Origin of the sequence: Acinetobacter wanghuae, assembly GCF_009557235.1 — a bacterium.
GTDB classification, from domain to species: Bacteria; Pseudomonadota; Gammaproteobacteria; order Pseudomonadales; family Moraxellaceae; genus Acinetobacter; species Acinetobacter wanghuae.
Genome location: NZ_CP045650.1, coordinates 1,716,822 through 1,736,501, shown reverse-complemented (window position 1 = coordinate 1,736,501; position 19,680 = coordinate 1,716,822). Strand labels below are relative to the sequence as shown.

At 38.6% G+C, this 19,680-nt stretch carries 21 protein-coding genes, 1 tRNA gene and 1 pseudogene; 12 read left to right on the top strand and 11 right to left on the bottom strand.

Annotation, left to right across the window (positions count from 1 at the left end; all coding sequences use genetic code 11):
• Nucleotides 1-131 precede the first annotated feature (131 nt).
• The 3 genes from msrB (at nucleotide 132) to GFH30_RS08135 (ending at nucleotide 1,528) form a co-directional block, all read left to right on the top strand.
• Nucleotides 132-551 carry a peptide-methionine (R)-S-oxide reductase MsrB gene (gene msrB / locus GFH30_RS08145; protein WP_153371756.1) on the top strand — a complete coding sequence of 140 codons (420 nt, stop codon included), beginning with the start codon at nucleotides 132-134 and terminating at the stop codon, nucleotides 549-551.
• Nucleotides 548-1,024: a glutathione peroxidase gene (locus GFH30_RS08140; RefSeq protein WP_153371755.1), complete on the top strand. Its 477-nt coding sequence runs from the start codon at nucleotides 548-550 to the stop codon at nucleotides 1,022-1,024. Before msrB ends, GFH30_RS08140 begins: the two co-directional genes overlap by 4 nt.
• Before the next feature lie 126 nt (nucleotides 1,025-1,150).
• Nucleotides 1,151-1,528, top strand: a complete 378-nt coding sequence (locus GFH30_RS08135) for an energy transducer TonB (protein ID WP_153371754.1) — start codon at nucleotides 1,151-1,153, stop codon at nucleotides 1,526-1,528.
• Between the two features lie 56 nt (nucleotides 1,529-1,584).
• Here the strand turns inward: GFH30_RS08135 and dapC are convergent, their stop codons facing one another.
• The 5 genes from dapC to GFH30_RS08110 form a co-directional block, all read right to left on the bottom strand.
• The gene (gene dapC / locus GFH30_RS08130) at nucleotides 1,585-2,754 is read right to left on the bottom strand and encodes a succinyldiaminopimelate transaminase (RefSeq protein ID WP_153371753.1); all 1,170 of its coding nucleotides are present in this window, start codon (nucleotides 2,752-2,754) and stop codon (nucleotides 1,585-1,587) included.
• Between the two features lie 24 nt (nucleotides 2,755-2,778).
• Nucleotides 2,779-5,445: a [protein-PII] uridylyltransferase gene (gene glnD / locus GFH30_RS08125; RefSeq protein ID WP_153371752.1), complete on the bottom strand. Its 2,667-nt coding sequence runs from the start codon at nucleotides 5,443-5,445 to the stop codon at nucleotides 2,779-2,781.
• A gap of 27 nt (nucleotides 5,446-5,472) precedes the next feature.
• Nucleotides 5,473-6,678 carry a formate-dependent phosphoribosylglycinamide formyltransferase gene (gene purT, locus GFH30_RS08120; RefSeq protein ID WP_153371751.1) on the bottom strand — a complete coding sequence of 402 codons (1,206 nt, stop codon included), beginning with the start codon at nucleotides 6,676-6,678 and terminating at the stop codon, nucleotides 5,473-5,475.
• A gap of 226 nt (nucleotides 6,679-6,904) precedes the next feature.
• A complete protein-coding gene (gene ygaH, locus GFH30_RS08115) occupies nucleotides 6,905-7,252 on the bottom strand; it encodes an L-valine transporter subunit YgaH (RefSeq protein ID WP_153371750.1) in 348 nt (115 codons plus the stop codon).
• Complete coding sequence (locus GFH30_RS08110; RefSeq protein WP_153371749.1) at nucleotides 7,249-8,001, bottom strand: AzlC family ABC transporter permease; 753 nt, start codon at nucleotides 7,999-8,001, stop codon at nucleotides 7,249-7,251. The genes ygaH and GFH30_RS08110 overlap by 4 nt, the downstream gene beginning before the upstream one ends.
• Before the next feature lie 106 nt (nucleotides 8,002-8,107).
• On the opposite strand from GFH30_RS08110, the gene GFH30_RS08105 reads away from it, so the two are divergent.
• The gene (locus GFH30_RS08105; RefSeq protein WP_153373404.1) at nucleotides 8,108-8,584 is read left to right on the top strand and encodes a hypothetical protein; all 477 of its coding nucleotides are present in this window, start codon (nucleotides 8,108-8,110) and stop codon (nucleotides 8,582-8,584) included.
• A gap of 206 nt (nucleotides 8,585-8,790) precedes the next feature.
• The gene (locus GFH30_RS08100; RefSeq protein ID WP_153371748.1) at nucleotides 8,791-8,946 is read left to right on the top strand and encodes a hypothetical protein; all 156 of its coding nucleotides are present in this window, start codon (nucleotides 8,791-8,793) and stop codon (nucleotides 8,944-8,946) included.
• Nucleotides 8,947-8,966: 20 nt separating this feature from the next.
• On the opposite strand, the pseudogene GFH30_RS08095 reads toward GFH30_RS08100, so the two are convergent.
• A pseudogene (locus GFH30_RS08095) lies at nucleotides 8,967-9,672 on the bottom strand (Crp/Fnr family transcriptional regulator).
• A gap of 100 nt (nucleotides 9,673-9,772) precedes the next feature.
• On the opposite strand from GFH30_RS08095, the gene GFH30_RS08090 reads away from it, so the two are divergent.
• Nucleotides 9,773-10,318 (top strand): Mpo1 family 2-hydroxy fatty acid dioxygenase, encoded by a 546-nt coding sequence (locus GFH30_RS08090; RefSeq protein WP_153371747.1) that lies wholly within the window; start codon nucleotides 9,773-9,775, stop codon nucleotides 10,316-10,318.
• 66 nt (nucleotides 10,319-10,384) lie between these two features.
• Here the strand turns inward: GFH30_RS08090 and ychF are convergent, their stop codons facing one another.
• Nucleotides 10,385-11,476 carry a redox-regulated ATPase YchF gene (ychF, locus tag GFH30_RS08085; RefSeq protein ID WP_153371746.1) on the bottom strand — a complete coding sequence of 364 codons (1,092 nt, stop codon included), beginning with the start codon at nucleotides 11,474-11,476 and terminating at the stop codon, nucleotides 10,385-10,387.
• 271 nt (nucleotides 11,477-11,747) lie between these two features.
• On the opposite strand from ychF, the gene GFH30_RS08080 reads away from it, so the two are divergent.
• Both GFH30_RS08080 and GFH30_RS08075 read left to right on the top strand, forming a co-directional pair.
• Nucleotides 11,748-12,512, top strand: a complete 765-nt coding sequence (locus tag GFH30_RS08080; protein ID WP_153371745.1) for a glutathione S-transferase family protein — start codon at nucleotides 11,748-11,750, stop codon at nucleotides 12,510-12,512.
• Between the two features lie 315 nt (nucleotides 12,513-12,827).
• Nucleotides 12,828-13,298 carry an Lrp/AsnC family transcriptional regulator gene (locus tag GFH30_RS08075; protein ID WP_153371744.1) on the top strand — a complete coding sequence of 157 codons (471 nt, stop codon included), beginning with the start codon at nucleotides 12,828-12,830 and terminating at the stop codon, nucleotides 13,296-13,298.
• Between the two features lie 365 nt (nucleotides 13,299-13,663).
• Here GFH30_RS08075 and GFH30_RS08070 read toward each other — a convergent pair whose 3' ends face one another.
• Together GFH30_RS08070 and GFH30_RS08065 are read right to left on the bottom strand one after the other, a co-directional pair.
• Nucleotides 13,664-14,413 carry a YebC/PmpR family DNA-binding transcriptional regulator gene (locus GFH30_RS08070; RefSeq protein WP_153371743.1) on the bottom strand — a complete coding sequence of 250 codons (750 nt, stop codon included), beginning with the start codon at nucleotides 14,411-14,413 and terminating at the stop codon, nucleotides 13,664-13,666.
• A 227-nt stretch (nucleotides 14,414-14,640) separates the two neighbouring features.
• Nucleotides 14,641-15,195 carry a 1-acyl-sn-glycerol-3-phosphate acyltransferase gene (locus GFH30_RS08065; protein WP_153371742.1) on the bottom strand — a complete coding sequence of 185 codons (555 nt, stop codon included), beginning with the start codon at nucleotides 15,193-15,195 and terminating at the stop codon, nucleotides 14,641-14,643.
• Between the two features lie 314 nt (nucleotides 15,196-15,509).
• On the opposite strand from GFH30_RS08065, the gene GFH30_RS13495 reads away from it, so the two are divergent.
• Together GFH30_RS13495 and GFH30_RS08060 are read left to right on the top strand one after the other, a co-directional pair.
• Nucleotides 15,510-15,638 carry a hypothetical protein gene (locus GFH30_RS13495; RefSeq protein ID WP_264766832.1) on the top strand — a complete coding sequence of 43 codons (129 nt, stop codon included), beginning with the start codon at nucleotides 15,510-15,512 and terminating at the stop codon, nucleotides 15,636-15,638.
• Between the two features lie 289 nt (nucleotides 15,639-15,927).
• Nucleotides 15,928-16,004 (top strand) — tRNA-Ile (locus tag GFH30_RS08060).
• 90 nt (nucleotides 16,005-16,094) lie between these two features.
• On the opposite strand, the gene GFH30_RS08055 is transcribed toward GFH30_RS08060, so the two are convergent.
• Complete coding sequence (locus GFH30_RS08055; RefSeq protein ID WP_153371741.1) at nucleotides 16,095-16,922, bottom strand: hypothetical protein; 828 nt, start codon at nucleotides 16,920-16,922, stop codon at nucleotides 16,095-16,097.
• A gap of 126 nt (nucleotides 16,923-17,048) precedes the next feature.
• Here GFH30_RS08055 and GFH30_RS13460 point away from each other — a divergent pair, with 126 nt between their 5' ends.
• On the top strand, nucleotides 17,049-17,246 hold the full coding sequence (locus tag GFH30_RS13460; RefSeq protein WP_227551479.1) for a helix-turn-helix domain-containing protein: 198 nt from the start codon (nucleotides 17,049-17,051) through the stop codon (nucleotides 17,244-17,246).
• A gap of 96 nt (nucleotides 17,247-17,342) precedes the next feature.
• Nucleotides 17,343-19,130, top strand: a complete 1,788-nt coding sequence (locus GFH30_RS08045) for an AAA family ATPase (RefSeq protein ID WP_153371740.1) — start codon at nucleotides 17,343-17,345, stop codon at nucleotides 19,128-19,130.
• A 176-nt stretch (nucleotides 19,131-19,306) separates the two neighbouring features.
• Here GFH30_RS08045 and GFH30_RS08040 read toward each other — a convergent pair whose 3' ends face one another.
• A complete protein-coding gene (locus GFH30_RS08040) occupies nucleotides 19,307-19,624 on the bottom strand; it encodes a hypothetical protein (protein WP_153371739.1) in 318 nt (105 codons plus the stop codon).
• Nucleotides 19,625-19,680 lie beyond the last annotated feature (56 nt).

The following is a 19,680-nucleotide window of genomic DNA, read 5'->3' as shown; positions in this document are numbered from 1 at the left end:
GCTTACTTTTTGCTTTTTTATAAATTATAGGTCTTTTGTAAAATGTGAATTAAACACTAGAAATTTTAAGATGAATCACGTAAATATAGGATTATCCTATTTTAAATAGAAAGATACAAAGGTATATAGTCATGGGAAAACTCAATAAAACAGACCGAGAATGGCAAAGAGAGTTATCGCCTGAAGAATTTCGCATTACCCGACTAAAAGGCACAGAGCCTGCATTTACAGGACAATATTGGAACACCAAACAAGATGGCACATATGTGTGTCGTTGTTGTGGCGAACCACTATTTAGTTCCGACACAAAATATGACAGCGGTTGTGGTTGGCCGAGCTTCTATAAAGCCTTAAGCAATAATGCCATTGAAGAACATACAGATACGACACACGGTATGGTCAGAACGGAAATTGTTTGTCATCATTGTGATGCGCATTTAGGCCATGTGTTTACGGATGGTCCGCAACCGACAGGCTTGCGTTACTGTGTCAACTCTGCTTCTTTAGAATTAAAAACACAAGAAAAAAATGATGAGGAAACCTATCCATGACCAACATATATCAGTTTGAGGCTGAATTGTTAGATGGAAAAACCAAACAATTTGCAGACTACCAAGGAAAGGTATTGCTAATCGTCAACACGGCAAGTAAATGTGGTTTTACCCCACAGTTTGCTGGGTTGGAAAAACTATATGAAAAGTATAAAGACCAAGGACTTGAGATTCTTGGTTTTCCTTGTAATCAATTTGGTGGGCAAGATCCCGGCTCAAATGAGCAGATTGGCGAATATTGTCAAAAGAACTATGGGGTCACGTTCCCCATGTTCTCGAAAGTGGATGTCAAAGGCCCAGAAGCACATGCGGTCTTTCGTTATTTGACCAATAATTCAAAAGGGTTATTGGGTAATGGTATTAAATGGAACTTTACTAAGTTTTTAATTGGTAAAGATGGCAAAGTCTTAAACCGTTTTGCTCCAACCACAAAACCTGAAGCACTTGAAGCAGAAATCGAAAAGCTGCTTTAATGCTAGATATATTCTTCGTTGATAAAGGCGATCGCATGGTCGCCTTATTTATTTCTCATGAACAAAACTTTAAAACATAATCTTGTCATTCTAAACATACTGGCTTTGGCGTGTTGGATACATCCTGTGTATGCGAATGATCTGAAAAACCAAAAGTTGATGCAGCAGTTGACTCAGCCGCTTGCGGAATATCATTTACCATCGGTCAAAGATGCGGTGAATCCAGCCTTATTGAATCGTAGCTATCAAGTGAGTTGGATTGCTGAACCGCGATTGGATTTAACCGAGCATGAGCGCCGTCACGTCAAGACTGACGTTAAATTGAAAATCAGTGTGGTGGCAAAAACAGGTTATATTGCTAAGGTGCAGCTTTTACAATCATCAAATTTAAAAGCAGTTGATCATAAAATTGAACGGGCGGTGATGATATCGAGCCTAGAGCCCATTAAAGGACTCGATCCGAATGTGGTTTACGTGATTGATTATACAATGCAGTTAAAATAAGCCATCAAAAAAGCCGACTCAGATTTGAGTCGGCTTTTTATTTGCATGCTCTAGGCTTAGAGAATCGCTTTTAAGCGCTGAATGACTTGTTCACATTGCGCAAGATCGGCAACCAAAGCTAAACGCACATGATTTTCACCAGGATTACCGTGTTCTGTTTCACGTGACAGATAACGACCTGGCAAGACTTTAATGTGAGCTTTTTCCATCAGCATTTTGGCAAAGGTTTCATCATTGTCGACTTTAAGCCAATAGTAAAAACCTGCATCGGGTTTTTTGAGTGGTAATAAATGACCGAGTTCTTTTTGGAATAAATCAAATTTCGCGCGATATTGCACACGGTTTTCTTCGACGTGACTTTCATCATTCCAAGCTGCGATCGATGCCAATTGATGTTGTACTGGCATTGCTGCACCGTGATACGTACGGAATTGTAAATACGGTTTAAGTAGGGTCGCATCACCTGCCACAAAGCCTGAACGCATCCCCGGTAAATTAGAGCGTTTTGACAATGAGTGGAACACCACGCAGTTTTTATAGTCGTCTCGTCCAATTTCGGCACAGACTTCAAGCAAGCCTACAGGTGCCTCATCAAACCATAGTTCTGAATAGCATTCATCGGAAGCAATGACGAAATTATATTGATCCGACAAGGCAATCAGTTTTTTGAATTGTTCTTTTGAAAGCACAGCACCCGTTGGATTACCTGGTGTGCAGACAAAGAGTAATGCGGTTTTTTCCCAGACTTCAGCAGGAACGGCATCAAAGTCACCAAGGTAATTATTTTCTTCAGTACAGTTAATGAAATAGGGTTTTGCACCCGCAAGTAAAGTCGCACCTTCATAGATTTGATAAAACGGATTTGGCATGACCACATACGGGGCTTCATCGCGATTCACGAGTGCTTGTACAAAGGAAAATAAAGCTTCGCGGGTTCCTGAAACAGGCAAAATTTGCGTTTCTGCACTGATGCTATTGAGTTTAAAACGACGCGATAACCAGTTTGCAATACTGTCACGTAACTCAGGTAAGCCTTTTGAATTTGGATAGGTCGATAAATGCTTAAAGTTGTCAATAATGGCTTGTTTTACAAACTCAGGTGCAGGGTGCTTGGGTTCGCCAATAGACAATGGAATAAGCGGCAGATGTGCAGGCTGAATATCCGCAAAAAGTTTATTTAACTTTTCAAATGGATACGGATGCAATAAAGACAAGCTAGCGTTCATGAAAGTGTTACCGAGCATTAAGAGTTAGTGTTGAGCATTGACCTGATTAGACGCTTCATCAAGCGCAGATTTCAGTGTGGTTGCAAACGATGTTGATTCTTCCTCAGTCATAGGAATACCGTCTTTTTTGGTCACAAAGAAAATATCTTCGGCACGTTCGCCAAGTGTGGCAATTTTAGCAGAGTGAATATCTAAGCCTTGCATCATAAATAAACCACCCACTTTGGCAAGTAAACCGGGATGATCCAGCGTGGCAATTTCCACCATATTTTGATTGAGGGCTTCATTCAGGCTAATGTCGACTGTATTTTCAATATCAAAATGGCGCAATTGTCGTGGAATACGACGCTGCATTAAGCCCGGGTATTTATCAGAGTGGCTTAAGGCCTCTTGTAATGCGGCAATGACACGTGCTTCACGTTCAGGATCGGTGAGCAGTGTACCAAAACGATCTAGCACGACATAGGTATCTAAGCTAAAGGCTTTAGTTGCCGTAATAATCCGTGCATCTTGAACATCGAGATTCATACGATCCAGAATTGCCACGGTAGTTGCAAACAGATTTGGCTGATCTTGTGTGTAAATAAAGATTTGTACCGCATCTTGAGCATATTTGCGTTGTGCACGCATTAAGACCAATGGTGCAGGATTATCACCATGTTCTAAAATGGCACGGGTATGCCATGCAATTTCATCGGCAGATTCTTTTAAGAAGTAATCATCGCCCAGTTCTTGCCATACCGTTTCCACATCATAGAGTGGGAAATCTTCGACCAAGAGTTCACTTGCTGCAAATTTGGTGTCTTCGATGAGCATTGGATAATCGACTGGACGACCCAAGCCTGAACGAATGACATCACGTGCATGGGTATACAGTTGACGCATGAGCGATGAACGCCATGTATTCCAAAGCGATGGATTGGTTGCATTAATATCCGATACGGTTAAGCAATAGAGATAATCTAAATGCTCCATATCGCCCATTTTTTCAGCAAATTCTTTGACAATATCAGGATCAGAAATATCTTTTTTCTGTGACGTGACCGACATGAGCAAGTGATTCTGAATCAGCCATGCCACCAAATTACATTCACGTTCGGTAAAGCCATGTTGACGACAGAATGCGATGGCATCGCTCGCACCGAGTTCACTATGGTCGCCACCACGACCTTTGGCAATATCGTGGAAAATGGCGGCCAAATACACAATGTCGCGACGTGCAAGACGTTGGAAAACAGAACTGACGACTGGGAATTCTTTGGCAAATTCGGGTTCTTTAAAGCGATTTAAATTGCGTAGCAATAACAGGGTATGTGCATCGACCGTATAAATATGGAATAAGTCATATTGCATTAAGCCAGTGATTTGCCCAAACGCCGGAATATAATTGCCCAAAACGCCGTAGCGCTTCATCGCAACCAAGGTTTCATATAAGCGATGCGGTGAACGGATAATCGCCATAAATAGTGCTTGGTGTACTGGATTATCGCGGTAAGCTTGATTAATCCGTTTGGCTGCCAACATGAGCAAACGTAAAGTACGTGCGCGAATGCCTTCAATATCAGGACGATTTGCCAATAGATAAAAGATTTCTAAAATCGCACTCGGGTTTTCTGAGAAAATTTTATGATGCTGTGCGGCAAGTTTGCCATCGACCAATTTAAAGTTATGGTTAATTTCTTCAATTTGGCGTTCATAATGGGGTAAACGTGGTGTGATGACCGATTCATTAAAATAAGCCAATAACATTTCATTCAAGGTCGACACTTGTTGCGCACTGCGATAGTAACGCTTCATGAATTGTTCAATAGGATAATTCGGTGAATGATGCTCGTCGCGTGTATAACCGAATATGGCTGCAATATCACGTTGATAGTCGAACAATAAGCGGTTTTCATCACGCTTGGTTAAGCGGTGTAGATGATGACGAATTTCCCATAAAAAACTTTCGGCTTCTTCTAAAACGCTCAGTTCAAACTCTGAAATAAAACCTAAATGGACTAAATCATAAATACGATTCACACGGAAATGACGTTTTGCAATCCAACCAATCTGATTGATATCACGAATTCCCCCCGGTGCATTTTTAATATCGGGTTCTAAGTTGCTTTCAGTATTGTTGTGCTGCGCATGGCGTTTATGTTGTTCATCCATTTTGGCATCAAAGAAGGTCTTGTCGGTCCATGTTTGTGACACGATACGCCGTGGCCATTTGGTCAGATTTTTATTGCCAATAATGAGTCGTGCTTCAATCAAAGAGGTCGCAACGGTGAGATCACTACTTGCTTGATTAACGCAATCTTGAATGGTACGCACACTAATACCGGGTTTGAAATTCCCGACATCCCATAAGGATGAAATAAAGGTCGAAATCAGTTGTTCTTGTTCTGTTGTGATTTCATCTTCAGACAAAATCATGATGTCGACATCAGAGTAGGGCAGCATTTCACGGCGACCATAGCCACCGACTGCGAATAAAGCTAAATCCGTTTGATTGAGCTCGGCATGTAACCATAAAAATTCTAATGCTTCATCAATTAAGTTTGAGCGCGCCAAAATAATGTCACGGATGGACTGTCCATTTTCAAAACTTTCCTGTAGCTGAGATTCGACATCGCTGCGCCATTGGTTAATGGCTTTAATGTCATGGTGACTTTTAGTGTAATTCAGCAGTGGGTGGGTATTGATCATGTACAGTCGTCCGTTTGGTCTCGCAGCTTAATTTTGGTGAACACTTACTTGGTTGGCAACGTGTAAGGCAAGTTCACGTGCTTGATCTGTTGTTTCAGCACGTGCAGTTGCAACCCCCATACGGCGGCGTTTAAAGCCTTCGGGCTTGCCAAATAAGCGTAAATCCGTGTTGCCATCAGCTAAAGCAAGATTTAAGCCAGAAAATGAAAGATTTTGATCATCGACACCAGCATAAATGACAGCACTTGCAGCCGTGCTATGACGTGCGGTATTGACTGGTAAACCTAAAATGGCACGCGCATGAAGTTCAAATTCACTTTGGAATTGAGAAGCTAAAGTCACTAGTCCAGTGTCGTGTGGTCGAGGAGAGACTTCACTAAACCATACTTTGTCGCCTTTTACAAAGAGTTCAACACCAAAAATACCGCAGCCACCGAGCGCAATGGTGACTTTATTGGCAATTCGTTTGGCTTCTTCTAAGGCAGCAGGTGTCATGGCTTGAGGCTGCCAGCTTTCGACATAATCACCTGAATCCTGACGGTGACCAATTGGATCACAATAAGATGTTTCGATTTCACCTGTGTTTGGATTTTTAGCACGAACGGTCAGCAGGGTAATTTCAAAATCAAAATCAATTTGTGATTCTACAATCACTGTGCCTTGATTTACACGACCGCCGGTTTGTGCGTATTCCCAAGCCGCATCGACTTCATCAAAGTTTTTAACACGTGACTGACCTTTACCTGAAGATGACATCACAGGTTTAACAAAGTTTGGATAGCCAATGTCATCACACGCAGCACGGAAAGATTCTAAAGTATTTGCAAAACGATAAGCAGACGTTGGAAGCCCGAGTTCTTCAGCCGCTAAACGACGAATACCTTCGCGGTTCATGGTGAGATTCACTGCTTTTGCAGATGGAATTACGGTGGCAATATTTTGTTCTTCGACCTCAACCAAGACTTGCGTTGCAATGGCTTCAATTTCCGGCACGATCAAATTCGGTTTAATTTTTAAAATGAGTTGTTTGAGCTCATCCGCATCTGCCATATTTAAAGTATAGGCATAATGTGCGACTTGCATTGCAGGCGCATGGTCATAACGGTCAGCAGCATGAACTTCAACACCTAAACGTTGCAAAGAAATCACGACTTCTTTGCCGAGTTCCCCAGAACCTAACAATAGAACTTTAAATGCAGAAGATTGAAGGGGAGTACCAAGAGTTACGCTCATCTAGATCATCCATGCTTGATTTTATGGAGTTTTAGCATAGCAGAACTCTATGCAGAGATAAGCGAACTTTCATACAAAATTGTGATATTGACCAACAGTTTTATTTATAAAGTTTTGAGCAGGAATTTCGATTTAGGTACTCAATCAGATGGTAGATATCGTTGAGAATTGTAGTTAAATAAAGAAAATTATCAGGCTGATCTTCTACTTTAGAGCATCACTGATTTTAAAAAGGCACAGGAAAATAGGTATAGATCAAACCATAGGTGAGTGCTGCGGTTAAGGTCGCAAGAACAATGCGTTTAAACTTAAAGTACAAAGCAATCAATACGCAAAAACCCATCAGCATCGCAAAGCTTTTATTCGGTGTTTCAAGCAGTGGTGGCAGCGTTGCGACCACAAGCATTGAGCTAATGGCAGCAATACCAATTGAGCCTAAAGCGATTTTAATCCATAGCGCGCCACGTTTCTGTGAGCTTTGTTGAAACTTTTGTAGCACATAAAATGGTCCAAAGCGTGATGCAAAGTTGGCAATACCCACCATAATACCGACGAGGATAATTTCGATATTCATGCTTGCTCTCCCATATGTTCAGGGTTTGGACGCTTCAATACATAGTGCTTGAATAATCCCGCCAAAATGCCAGACGTAATACCAATAAAAATCGCGGCTGATAGATCAATCATATAGCAAGCAATGGCAGACACAATAATTGTAATGATGACGACAAAAGTATGTTTTTTCTCAAATGCCGCAAGTAAGAAGCTTAAGAATAATGCAGGCAGCAAGAAATCGAGCGAGGCTTGTAAAAATTGCGGTAAGTTACTGACTTGATCTGCGAATAAACCACCTAAAAATGAACCTAAAGCCCATGACATCCAGCTAAATAAACTTAAACCCAGCATCCAAGATTCTGACCATTCTTGACGGCGCTGAGACAGTTTAATCATGCCTGAAGCGAACACTTCATCGGTTAAACCCCATGCCCAAACTGCGGTTTTCTTTAGATTTAATCGATCTTGAATAAGGTTTTGTAGTGCAGGGCCATACAATAAATGGCGAATGTCTAAAGCAATCACGGTGAGTGCGGTCATCCAAATAGAAGTGCCACTGCCTAAAAGAGCAACCACCAAGAATTGACTCGCGCCTGCATACATGGAGCAGGATAAAAACAATGCTTCCCACGCACTAAAACCAAATTGTGTAGCAGAAACACCAAAGGCAAAGGACACTGGTAAGTATGTCCAAATAATAGCTTGGCTGTCTTTGGCACCTTGCCAAAAATCTGCAACTTGAGCTTGAGAAGGTTTTTGCTCAGACACGACACACCTTTTGTAGGAGAGTTGAACAATAGGTCAAATGACGATTGAGTATTCTACGCGAATTCACTAGCATAATAAGCTATTGTTTGGTGAAGCGAGCTTGAAAATGGGGTTGTTAAAGACGCGTGGAGCATTGGTTGCTTCTTTCTTGTGCGCCAGTATGCTGCTACAAGGTTGTGGTCAGGACAATGCGACGGATAAACAGGTTAAGATTCAGCCTGCGCCAAAACTAACCAATGATGCCACCACCTATGCGCATGCAGCATGGGAGTTGATGAATCAAGTCGATTCTTTGGTATATAACAAGCAAGTGGCTGTTATTGAAGAACAAGTACGTACACCTGTTCGTAAGTTAACAACGGATTGGCGTGTTAATGTCAAAATGACCGATTCGGTCACTGAGGGGAAGTATGCACTCTGTCGTAAAGCCTTGACCAGTTTAGATATTTGGGCACGGGTGACTGCTGATGGACAGCTATCAGATCAGAAAAAAGCGGACTATGAACGTGATAAGCAGCAGTGCCGCGATGCACTTGAGCATCCTGAATTGGGCAATACCGATCCCAAAAAAGTAGGCGTCTAAAGCTTTTTCGAGATTTAAAATAAAGCGAGGATATATTCCTCGTTTTTTATATCTAAAATTTAATAATACCTAATAAATATAACTCATAGATTTTTCTACTAAGCCTATACATACAATAAATTATCATAATGTGATAAAAGGTGTAGAATAATGTCTGGAAGTTAATGTTTTTACAAATAAGCCATTTTATTTTTTTGGGATTTTAGATGAAAAATATATTAGTTGTGACAATGTTTATCGCATTAAGCGCGTGTCACAGTCTTCCACAATCACCAAACTCAACTGCTCAGCAAAGTACGCAAGACGTCACACCGTGTACCAATGGTTTTGATAGTGTCAATGTGTGCGAGCTTACATCTTAAATCTGCCATCTCGCTTCCTTTTAAATTTTTTTGCTGCTTCTTTCGTGAGCCAGTGCATGTAAACGCGCATGATCCAAAATCTCAATCCGTTTAAAGGCAAGTTTTAAAATGCCTTGTTTTTCTAAGTGCTGTAATTCCTGATTAATGGTTTGACGTGAACACACTAACATCTGTGCCAGTTGCTCCTGAGAGAGATGAATGTGGCTGTTTTCAATGCGTAGATGATTGCCATAACCATTTAAAATAAACAATAAGCGTTGTGCTAAACGTTGCTGAATATTATGTGTTTGTATCGAAATTAACTCCATAAATGCAAAGCGTAATTTCTGGCTGGTCAGCTGTGCAATGTGAAACCAAAATTCAGGGTGTTGCTGAATCAGTTTATCGATCTCGCTTGCATGAATTTGTAAAATAGTACTGTTTTGCATACAAATCGCATCGTGAGAACGTGGTTTGCTGATCGACTAATGAGATTTCACCAAACCACATAATCGGTTCGACAATCGCTGACACGGCTTGATTGCCTTCAATATCTATATAGCCTAAGCGAATCGAGCCATCGAGGACGGCATACAGTCCATCAAAATGATCCCCTGTATAAAATACAGCCTGATCTTTCTCTAGGCTGTGAATACTGCTATGGGTTATTAAATAATCTTGGAAATGTAGCGGTAATTTAGAAAACCAAACATTGTTATAAAGTTGTTTTAGATAATGTTGATCCACACTCAAATATCCTTGTTTTTAGAATTTGTCGTCCATGCGACAACTTAGCATTTTTCCGTAGCGTATAGTAAAAGCATATAAGCTGATAAGGATGAATCACATGACAAAAATAGAACGACTTTTAAGCCAATATGCGGCTTATCATTTAGACCGTACCAATGTGATGACCCATTTTATTGGTATTCCCATGATCGTATTTTCGATTATCTGTTTGACAGCGCGTGCAGGTGTGGTTTTTTCAGGCTATGAAGTCACCTTAGCCATGCTTATTTTAACCCTGACCATTTTATATTATCTAAGTCTAGATTGGATTTTTGCTGTGATTATGGCAGTCATCTTTTTAGTGGCTTATCCATTTGCCCATGATATTGCGCAGTGGGGCACAGCAGCATGGTTGTCGACCAGTATTGGCATTTTTGTTGTGGGTTGGGTCTTTCAATTTGTCGGGCATTTCTATGAAAAGAAAAAACCGGCTTTTACCGATGATTTGATTGGGCTCGCAATTGGTCCATTATTTGTCTTGGCAGAGTTGGTATTTTTATTTGGTTTCCGTAAACCACTTGAAGAAAAAATACTCATCGCAGCGCGTCAGCAACGTGAAGAAATGGATCAAAAAAATCATTTAAATGAAGCGGTTGTTAAATGATATTTTAACGGCTATCACAAGATAATAAAAAGCCCCGATGATTCGGGGCTTTTTATTTATTTTTGTTTATACGTTAAAGCGGAAGTGTAGAACGTCACCGTCTTGAACGATGTATGTTTTACCTTCTAAACGCCATTTACCTGCTTCTTTCGCGCCTGCTTCGCCGTTGTATTGAATGAAGTCATCATAAGCAATACATTCAGCACGGATAAAGCCTTTTTCAAAGTCAGTGTGAATCACGCCAGCAGCTTGCGGTGCAGTTGCACCCACTTTTACAGTCCAAGCGCGAACTTCTTGTACACCCGCAGTGAAGTAAGTTTGCAAGCCAAGGAGTGAATAACCTGCACGAATAACCGCGTTTAGACCTGGTTCTTCCATATCCATGGCTTCAAGGAATTCTGCGCGATCTTCATCTTCAAGTAATGAAATTTCGGCTTCAATTTGGTTGCACAGTGGCACCACAATTGCATTTTCAGCAGCAGCAAGTTCACGAACCGCATCCAAATGTGGATTGTTTTCGAAACCATCTTCAGCCACGTTTGCGATGTACATGGTCGGTTTTAATGTCATTAAACCAAAACCACGTACTAATTTACGTTCGTCATCATCAAGGTCTGCCGCGCGTGCTGGTTTACCTTCATCCAATAATGGTTGAATTTTTTCTAAAATCGCTTTAATCGCAATCGCTTCTTTATCACCGCTTTTTGCAGATTTCGTCAAACGAGTAATTGCTTTTGCTACGGCTTCTAAGTCAGCTAAAGCAAGTTCAGTGTTAATGGTTGCGATATCATCGAGTGGATCAATTTTACCATTCACATGAATGACGTTTTCATCTTCAAAACAACGAACCACATGTGCAATTGCGTCAGTTTCACGGATATTGGCAAGGAATTGGTTGCCCAAGCCTTCGCCTTTCGATGCGCCTGCAACTAAACCTGCAATATCGACAAATTCCATTGCTGTTGGAATAACGCGTTGCGGTTTAACAATGGCAGTCAATTTATCCAAACGTTGGTCTGGCACAGGAACGATCCCTGTATTCGGCTCAATCGTACAGAATGGGAAGTTTTCTGCAGCAATAGCAGCTTTTGTTAATGCATTGAAAAGGGTAGATTTACCAACGTTAGGCAGGCCTACAATACCGCAATTAAAACCCATGAAATAACTCACAAAGCGTTATATAAAAATTGTCATCGATTTTACATGAAACTGTGGCTAAAGTCAGGTCATGTCGGATGGCTTTATTGCGATGTGATGATCAGCAATGTACTTTTAAAGTCTGTGTATGGTTTTCGTATAAGCACTGTGATGTATGTGCTTATTTTTTGAAGAAAAAGCGCATTGTTTTTATAGATGCAAATGACTACAGTATTCTTATCCTTTAAAAAGGCTTGAACCAGACGTTATCTATCCCTTATTTGGAGTATGCATGCGAATTTTATACCAGTTTCCACTCTCTCATTTTTGTGAAAAAGCACGTTGGATGCTCGATTACAAGGAACTGGATTATGTTGCGCAGAATTTGACTCCAGGTGTACATCGGGCATTTGCACGCTTAAAAACAGGACAGAACCGTTTACCCATTTTAAAAGACCAGACGACCTTCATTGCGGATTCAACTCAAATCGCATTGTATTTAGATGCGCATTATCCTGAACATCGCTTATTGCCAGTGGATCCGCATTTACGCCAAAGTGTTTTAGATATCAATGAGATGACCTTGGAAATGGGACGTCATATTCGGCGTTGGATTTTATCGCAAGCCTTTCATGATGATCAGGAATCCATGGATATTTTGATTGGGGAAAAAGGCTATTTACGTCAATTTGAACGCTTCTCGAAACCATTGCTTAAAGCTGTCATGACCAAAGGATATGCCTTAAATGAAGCCTCTGTGGCTGAATCAAAACATTTTATTGATGAGAGTATTGAACACTTAAATCAATTATATGTGCAGCAGGGTAGTCAGTATTTTGTCGGTCAACGTTTCAGTTTGGCAGATATTGCCGTGTGTTCCATGTTAGCGCCATTGTTATCCATTCAAGGTACGCCGTGGGAAAAAGAACATTTTGAAATGCTATCTGAAGAGTTTCGAAGTTATCAGCAAGCATTGTTAGAAAAGCCTTTGGGGCAATATGTTCTTAAGATGTATCAGACAGAACGTTCAGCACGTGTAGATTGGCGCGGGGTTTAAAAATACTCTTTGTAAATAAAAATATGCGCATGATGTGCATATTTTTTTGCCTTATGACAAGTATAGATCCAATTGAGCCCGCCAGAATATAGCTTGATGATGTCGCTGCAACTTTATATCTCTTTTGAAATAGGTTTGTAATACTTAATCGAAAAGGTTTTTAGAAAAAAATACCGACTATTGCGCTAAAAATAAAAAATAAAAGATGAAATGGCTTCTTTTTTTAGATTTACAGGTATATAAAATTAAGATAGTGAAAATTAATATCAAGTCTAAATTCTGATTGTCATGTCTAAAGCATCAGTGGAGATAAAAATGGAATTAGATCGATTCGATAAAAATATTTTAGAAATTTTGACACATGAAGATGTGAACTTAAATGAGTTGTCAGAACGGGTCAATTTATCGGTGAGTTCGGTACATCGCCGTATTAAACATCTTATTGATCATCAAATTATTAGTGGTTTGAAGCGTGAACTGAATTATCAAAAATTGGGCTTTAGCTTACATGTATTGCTACAAGTTTCACTCAGTAAACATGACACCGATACCTTTGCAAAATTCCTTGAAGAATTAGAAAGTATTCCAGAAGTGATTAATGCATTTTTAGTCACGGGACAATCGGCAGATTTTATAGTAGAAGTCGTCGCGCGTGATATGGAAAACTATAGCGAAATTTTGCTGAAAAAAATTGGAAAAATTGAGCATGTGGTCGCGCTGCATTCAAGCTTTGTCATTAAAGAATATAACGTCTTTAACTGTAGTGGCTTACTGAATAAAGTCTAAGAATCATATCAATGAAAAGCGACCTCGCGAGTTCTAGTAAGATCATTTATATATTTTTTCTATGTATCGTGCTGTGGTTGCTATTTGACTTCATCATGATGAAAATGCAGTTACATTGGCGTGAACAAATAGCAGATCCATGGCTGTGGTGTATTCAATATTTCATTTTTCTTTACTGTTTGAAAAATAAGTTTAACCATAGACCTCAGATTCAGGCGTGGCTGCTGAGACTGTTCATTGCATTTTTACTGTTGTTGATATTTTTATTGGTGTTAATGCCGATCTTGCTGAGTTTTCATGTGTGGGTGGGTGGAAGCTTATAAAAAAACGCGCATAAAGCGCGTTTTTTTGATTTTTAATGAAATTTAAGCTTCTAATTGAGCCATCACTTCATCTGTAAATTCAACGTTGGTATAGACGTTTTGTACGTCATCCAAGTCTTCAAACATATCAATCATTTTTAAGATTAATTTTGCTTGATCAACATCGTTAATTTCAGCTTTGGTAGAAGGGCTCATGACCACTTCAGCATTGTCTGATTTTAAACCTGCTGCAGATAAGGCATCTTGTACATCACCAAAAGATTCTGGTGTAGTAATGACCATAATTTCATCTTCAGCAACTTCGATGTCTTCTGCGCCTGCTTCTAATGCTACATCCATGATTTGATCTTCTAAAGACACATCTTCAAAAGTAATCTCACCACGTTTGGTAAATAGATATGCCACAGAACCTGCAGTGCCTAAATTACCATTGGTTTTAGAGAAGCAATGACGTACGTCTGGTACAGTACGATTCAGGTTATCTGTCATGGTTTCAACAAGAACAGCAACACCACCAACACCGTAGCCTTCGTATGTGACTTCTTTTAAGTCATCGTTGTCTTCGCCGCCCGCACCGCGTTGAATCGCACGGTTAATCACATCACGTGTCATGTTTACAGAGAGTGCTTTTTCAACCACGGCACGTAGACGTGGGTTGCTTGCAGCATCGCCACCACCAAGCTTTGCAGCAGTGGTTAATTCACGAATATATTTGGTAAAAAGCTTACCACGACTCGCATCTTGTTTTGCTTTACGATGCTTGATATTGGCCCACTTGGAATGACCCGCCATGCGAACTATGCTCCTTGTAGATTGGCTGTATGCCTATCAGAATAATGAAATTCTACCATAAGCTTTTTTTTAAAAAAAAGTGCTAGGTTTTGAGTTTTGAAGATTGGAACGAAAAATATACAGCTTTGATGGTCTTAATATCAAAAATGCCATGCACTTTGTCTATTTTTCATGCCTAAAAGCTAAAAGGATAGAATGACATCGCGTTGCTATCCTCTTTAATTCAATTATTCAGGAATGACGATATCTAAACCGACATTATCTTTATACAACTGTTTAAGCAGCGCTAAATCATGCTTAAGCTCGGTTGGATAAATCTTACCGAAAATGCCACCTTGTTTGGTTTTTGAGTTGGCATACATCAGTACAATGGGCACATTGGCAGCTTTAGCAATATGCCAAAAGCCTGTACGAATCGGGCGACGTGCTTCACCTTGCTTTGCGCGTGTTGCTTCGGGTGCAATCACAAGATTGAATTTTTCATTTTTTTCAAAATGTTCAACCATTTGTGTCACGATGTCTTTACTCGATTTACGATCGACTGCAATACCGCCAATCGCTTCTAATAAGGGCTTAAATGGACCTTTAAACAGTTCCTTTTTAATGAGTGTATGGATTTTGATGTCGTAAATTTGGAACAATGCCAAAGAAAGAACAGCATCCATCATAGAAGTATGTTCAAAACCAACAATGACTTGTTTGTCTTCTAGAACATCCGGCTCGACTTTGTATTGCCAACCTGCAAGTTTAAATGCAGATTCGCCAATAAATTTATATAACATAATTCGACGAATATATTGAGAAGGGGCTAATTTCTTATGCTTCGCGCTTACAGTCAAGAATAATTGTTTTAAAAGCTACAAATAAAAAGACTCATCGGTGCTCTAGAATAAAATTTATATAACTTATTAATATTTTTTATGTATTAATAAGCGAATCATAAGTCTTTAAATCTCTTATCAGATATAAAAATACTCTTATTTTTCTGAAAAATTACCTATTCATTGTTCATGTTAAGCATTAGACTTTTGTCGAAGGTGAAGGTTTGCAATTTCATCCATGCGTTGTTGCTCAAATTGTTAAGGAATTTCAAAAAATGACTTATATGATCGCTTTATTGTTAGTTTTATTCATTTTAGCGCTTGTCGTTGTTTGGTCTTTAATCGAAATTTACTTGGATATGCGTAAACCCGATAAATTTGATACTGAATATTTAGATTCTTAAATGTGTCATTCTTTGACGCTTGTTATCTAAATAGAAATGAACTTAGATTTAAAAGCGATCAATGAAATTGGTTTGTGATTTGGATTTGATTAAAAAGCAATCTTTCTTATCTTTGAAAATCATGGTCATTTGGCTAAAGTTTTAGTTTTTCAATTTTTGTAGAAAATTGAGCGATGCATGTTTGTTGTGTAAGTGTGCAACTGGTTAGAAAAGTGCTTGTTTTTTGAAAAAATGTTAGCTAGTATTCAGTGCGTTTGAACTTGTTGATAAATAACAAATTCGGCATATAGGGCCTATAGCTCAGTTGGTTAGAGCAGCGGACTCATAATCCGTTGGTCGACAGTTCAAGTCTGTCTGGGCCCACCATATAAAACAACCACTTACGTGTACTAATCGTAAGTGGTTTTTTTGTTTTTGCATTTTAGTAAGCATATGGTAAGCAAAATAAATCAACTGTTATCGCTTTAAGGTGAAATCTTTCAAACCATTAATCTCTAACTCACGCATAATATTTTCATGTTCAAGAAGGTACGTATTTAGGATTTGGTCATTTTGAAATTTTGTTTCAATATCGATTGACTCTTGTTTGCTGAGATTATCCCAATATTGTTCTCTATATTGTTGCCAAGGAATGAAATATCGAACAGGATTATTTAAAATATTCTCCCTGAATTCTAAGAAAAAAATCTGTTCTGAAATTATGTTAAAAAGAAAGATATGTGCGCGTCTTAAAGGAGCGAATTGCGATAATTTTTCAAAACTGTCAAAAATCGCTAGACATGAGGTATTGATTAGCTCCTTACTGCCTATTTGGATGCCTAGATAATATAAAAATACTAAACACGATAAACTATTGAAATTGTAATAACTTTTAATTTCATTAATGTCTTTGATAGTTAAATCTTTAATTTCTCTTGTGGTTATATCAGTACAAATCATGTGTAAGAAGGTTACTGGTAAATTCTTCAGGCATAGATTTAACGTCTCCTCATCTAATGGTTTATGTTCTAAAAAGAACCATAATTTATGTTTCAGATAGTCATATGAACCAGGGAATCTATCTTCACATCTCTGTATCCAGAGGTTGCTAGGGGTAACGATTCCTCTTTTGTATTTTTTAAAAATATTACTATCTTCTTCGTTAATTACTAGTTCTTCATGAAAATAGGTGGCTATGTCCTTGTGTGCATTAAGCCCCTTTAATGCACTCAATACACTAAAAGTTAAATCATACCAAGCAATAGTTTTTGCAACTTCTAAAGAGCTTCTTTTTGGTTTACTCATTTCGATTCACGTAAATATATTCTTGTCAAGTGTTAGTATTCTAAACAAAAGCTGACACTTTTGTCGTTGCTTTTAATTTGTTTTGATAACCACAAGATGATTTTAATAATTAAAAGGTAATGCACTGTGTCTAATCAAAGCAATTTAAGTGATAAAAAACTACTTTTAACAACAAAAGAGGCTGCAGAAATACTGGGTATGCAACCTCAGACCCTTCGCAAATGGGCTATTTACGAAAATGGCCCTATCACTCCTAAGCGACATGGTCGCTTACTTCGCTGGAATAGAAATGAAATTCTTAAGTTTGCTGGTGAAATTAATTAACTAATTCAATCACCTCCTTAATGAAATTTATTCGATAACTGCTTCTTTAGTTGAAGCGGGTTGGGGAGGTTTGTGTTTAATTTTTAGGGGGGAGAGATGTCAAAAAGTAATAACGTTACTGAATCTGATGTAACTTGCGAATCTGTTCATGGTGTCAAAAAAACTCTATGTTCAGATATGGAGAGATATTTGATTCAGAATAAAAAATGTGAAAATTCAGTTGGTCTTGATATAGAAGACTTTAGAAATAAGTTTTTAAGAAAAGCGTATGTAAAAAATCCAGTATTAGTCCACTACAACATTTGTAATTCACAGCTGTTCCATGAATTCAAAGAATACTCATGTTTAGATAACAGTAATCAAAAATTCGATATTGAAGGATTTCTAGCAATAGATTTATTTAATAGAGAAGGTGAAAGTTGTGGTGTGCTCGCATTAGGTAGAAGAAAAGGCGAGTATAAATCAAAGAATTTATTCAAGTATGTGATAGGGCAAGATGGAGTATCTGTATTTAATAAGAATATTACTCATCCAAAAATCAATTATTGTACAGATAACTTAGAGGTTGCTCTAAAGATTGCACAGTGTGGTGAGCGTGTAGCATGTGCTAGTCGTCTCAGCGATTGTGTTGAATTCTTCTTAAATACCACAGTAAACAGCCCAATCGCAGTTAATAAATCGAAGACTATTACAGATGCCTTCAGCTTATTTGATGAGGATATGATCTTAAAATTTCAAACTAAATTGAAATTACAAGGTTATCTTCAACAGTTATATAAAGATTTTTCTAAGCAATATGGAGCTGTGAATGAAGATCCTGAGATTAAGGGCTCCCATAGAGATGAAATTAAAATTGTTAATATGAATGATATTGAGGCCGTACCGATTCAATGGCTATGGCCTGGATGGTTGCCATTAGGCAAAATGACAATTTTAGCTGGTGCCGGTGGTTGTGGGAAAACTACTTTAACTCTGGCATTAATTTCTACTATTACAACTGACGGAATTTTTCCAGATGGCACAAGGTGTGAAAATTCTGGGAAGGTATTAATTTATTCGACAGAGGATGATCCAGCAGACACATTAAAACCCAGATTAATAGCTAATGGTGCGGATATTAATCAAGTCTCAATTATTGCTGGATGTACTAATCAAAAAGGTGAAATAGTACATTTTGATCCTGTTAAGGACTTTCCGAAAATTGAGAGCTACGTCAAAGCCAACCCGGATCTTAAACTTCTAATGATCGACCCTATTATTTCTGCTGTCAGTGGTGATATGAATAAGGCAAATGATGTGAGACGCTCCTTACAGCCTTTAGTTGATCTAGCCAGTCAATATGGCTTTGCAATTTTAGGAATTACTCATTTCTCAAAAGGTGGTGTAAGCAATAATCCCGCAGATCGAATTTTAGGCTCTCAAGCTTTTACTGCGTTACCTCGTATGGCTTGGTGTGCAGTTCGGAGAGAGGCTGAAGGTGATTATATTTTAGCGCGGGCAAAAAGTAATAATTCAACCTTGGAGGGTGGGCTTCGTTATCAAATTGAACCGGTTCATATTTTAAATGAAATTGAAACCACAAAAATAAACTGGTTGGGGGGAATTGACGGAACAGCTTCAGAGCTTTTAAAAAATGCGGAGTTAGGTAGGGATGAAGACAATTCTGCAGTGGCTAAAGCGAAAAAGTTCTTGATACGGTTATTAGGTAATGTAGATAAAATGCCTTCTACAGAAGTTCTAGAAAAAGCTAATGAAGCCAAGGTAACACTAGCATCACTTCGTCGTGCAAGAGAATTGTTGGATATCGAATGTTTCCGAGTTGCGGGTGAAAAAGGTTGGTATTGGTCATTGCAGCAAATTCATAGCTTAGATGATCCGACCTAATTTTAAGGATTTTATCTTGATTAATATGCTCAAGTTGAGCAACATGAGATTAAGTTGTTGAAAATTATGATTATTCAAGTTGCTCACCATGATCTGCATGAGCAACTTGATGAGCAATATAAACTTCTTTTAAAATCATCTGGTTATAGTTAACTTGTTCATGTTATTCAATTTTCTCATACTGTTTTTTGATAGCTCACTCTGCTATTAAACTCAGCTAAAATTTCTTCATAGACTTCATGAAATTTGATAAGTTCAGATTGGTTAAATCCGTACTTTTCAAAAGATCGATTGTCTGTGAAGTATGCAACAGCTTGATAGGTATTAAGGTGTTCAGCAACGCCAAGTTGTTGACAAAAAGAGTGGCTAAATTGAATTTGAAGTGCCGTAGTTTCGATAATTTTTGAAGCAATAATCTTAGAAATTTGACCTACATTCAGATTTTTAATTGCTGGATGGATAAAAACAGGGATATGGCTAGGTGAGCTGCTCATAATAGACTCCAAGTGAATTTACTTACATGGTCTGTTATGAAAGAATGCAAAGGTAA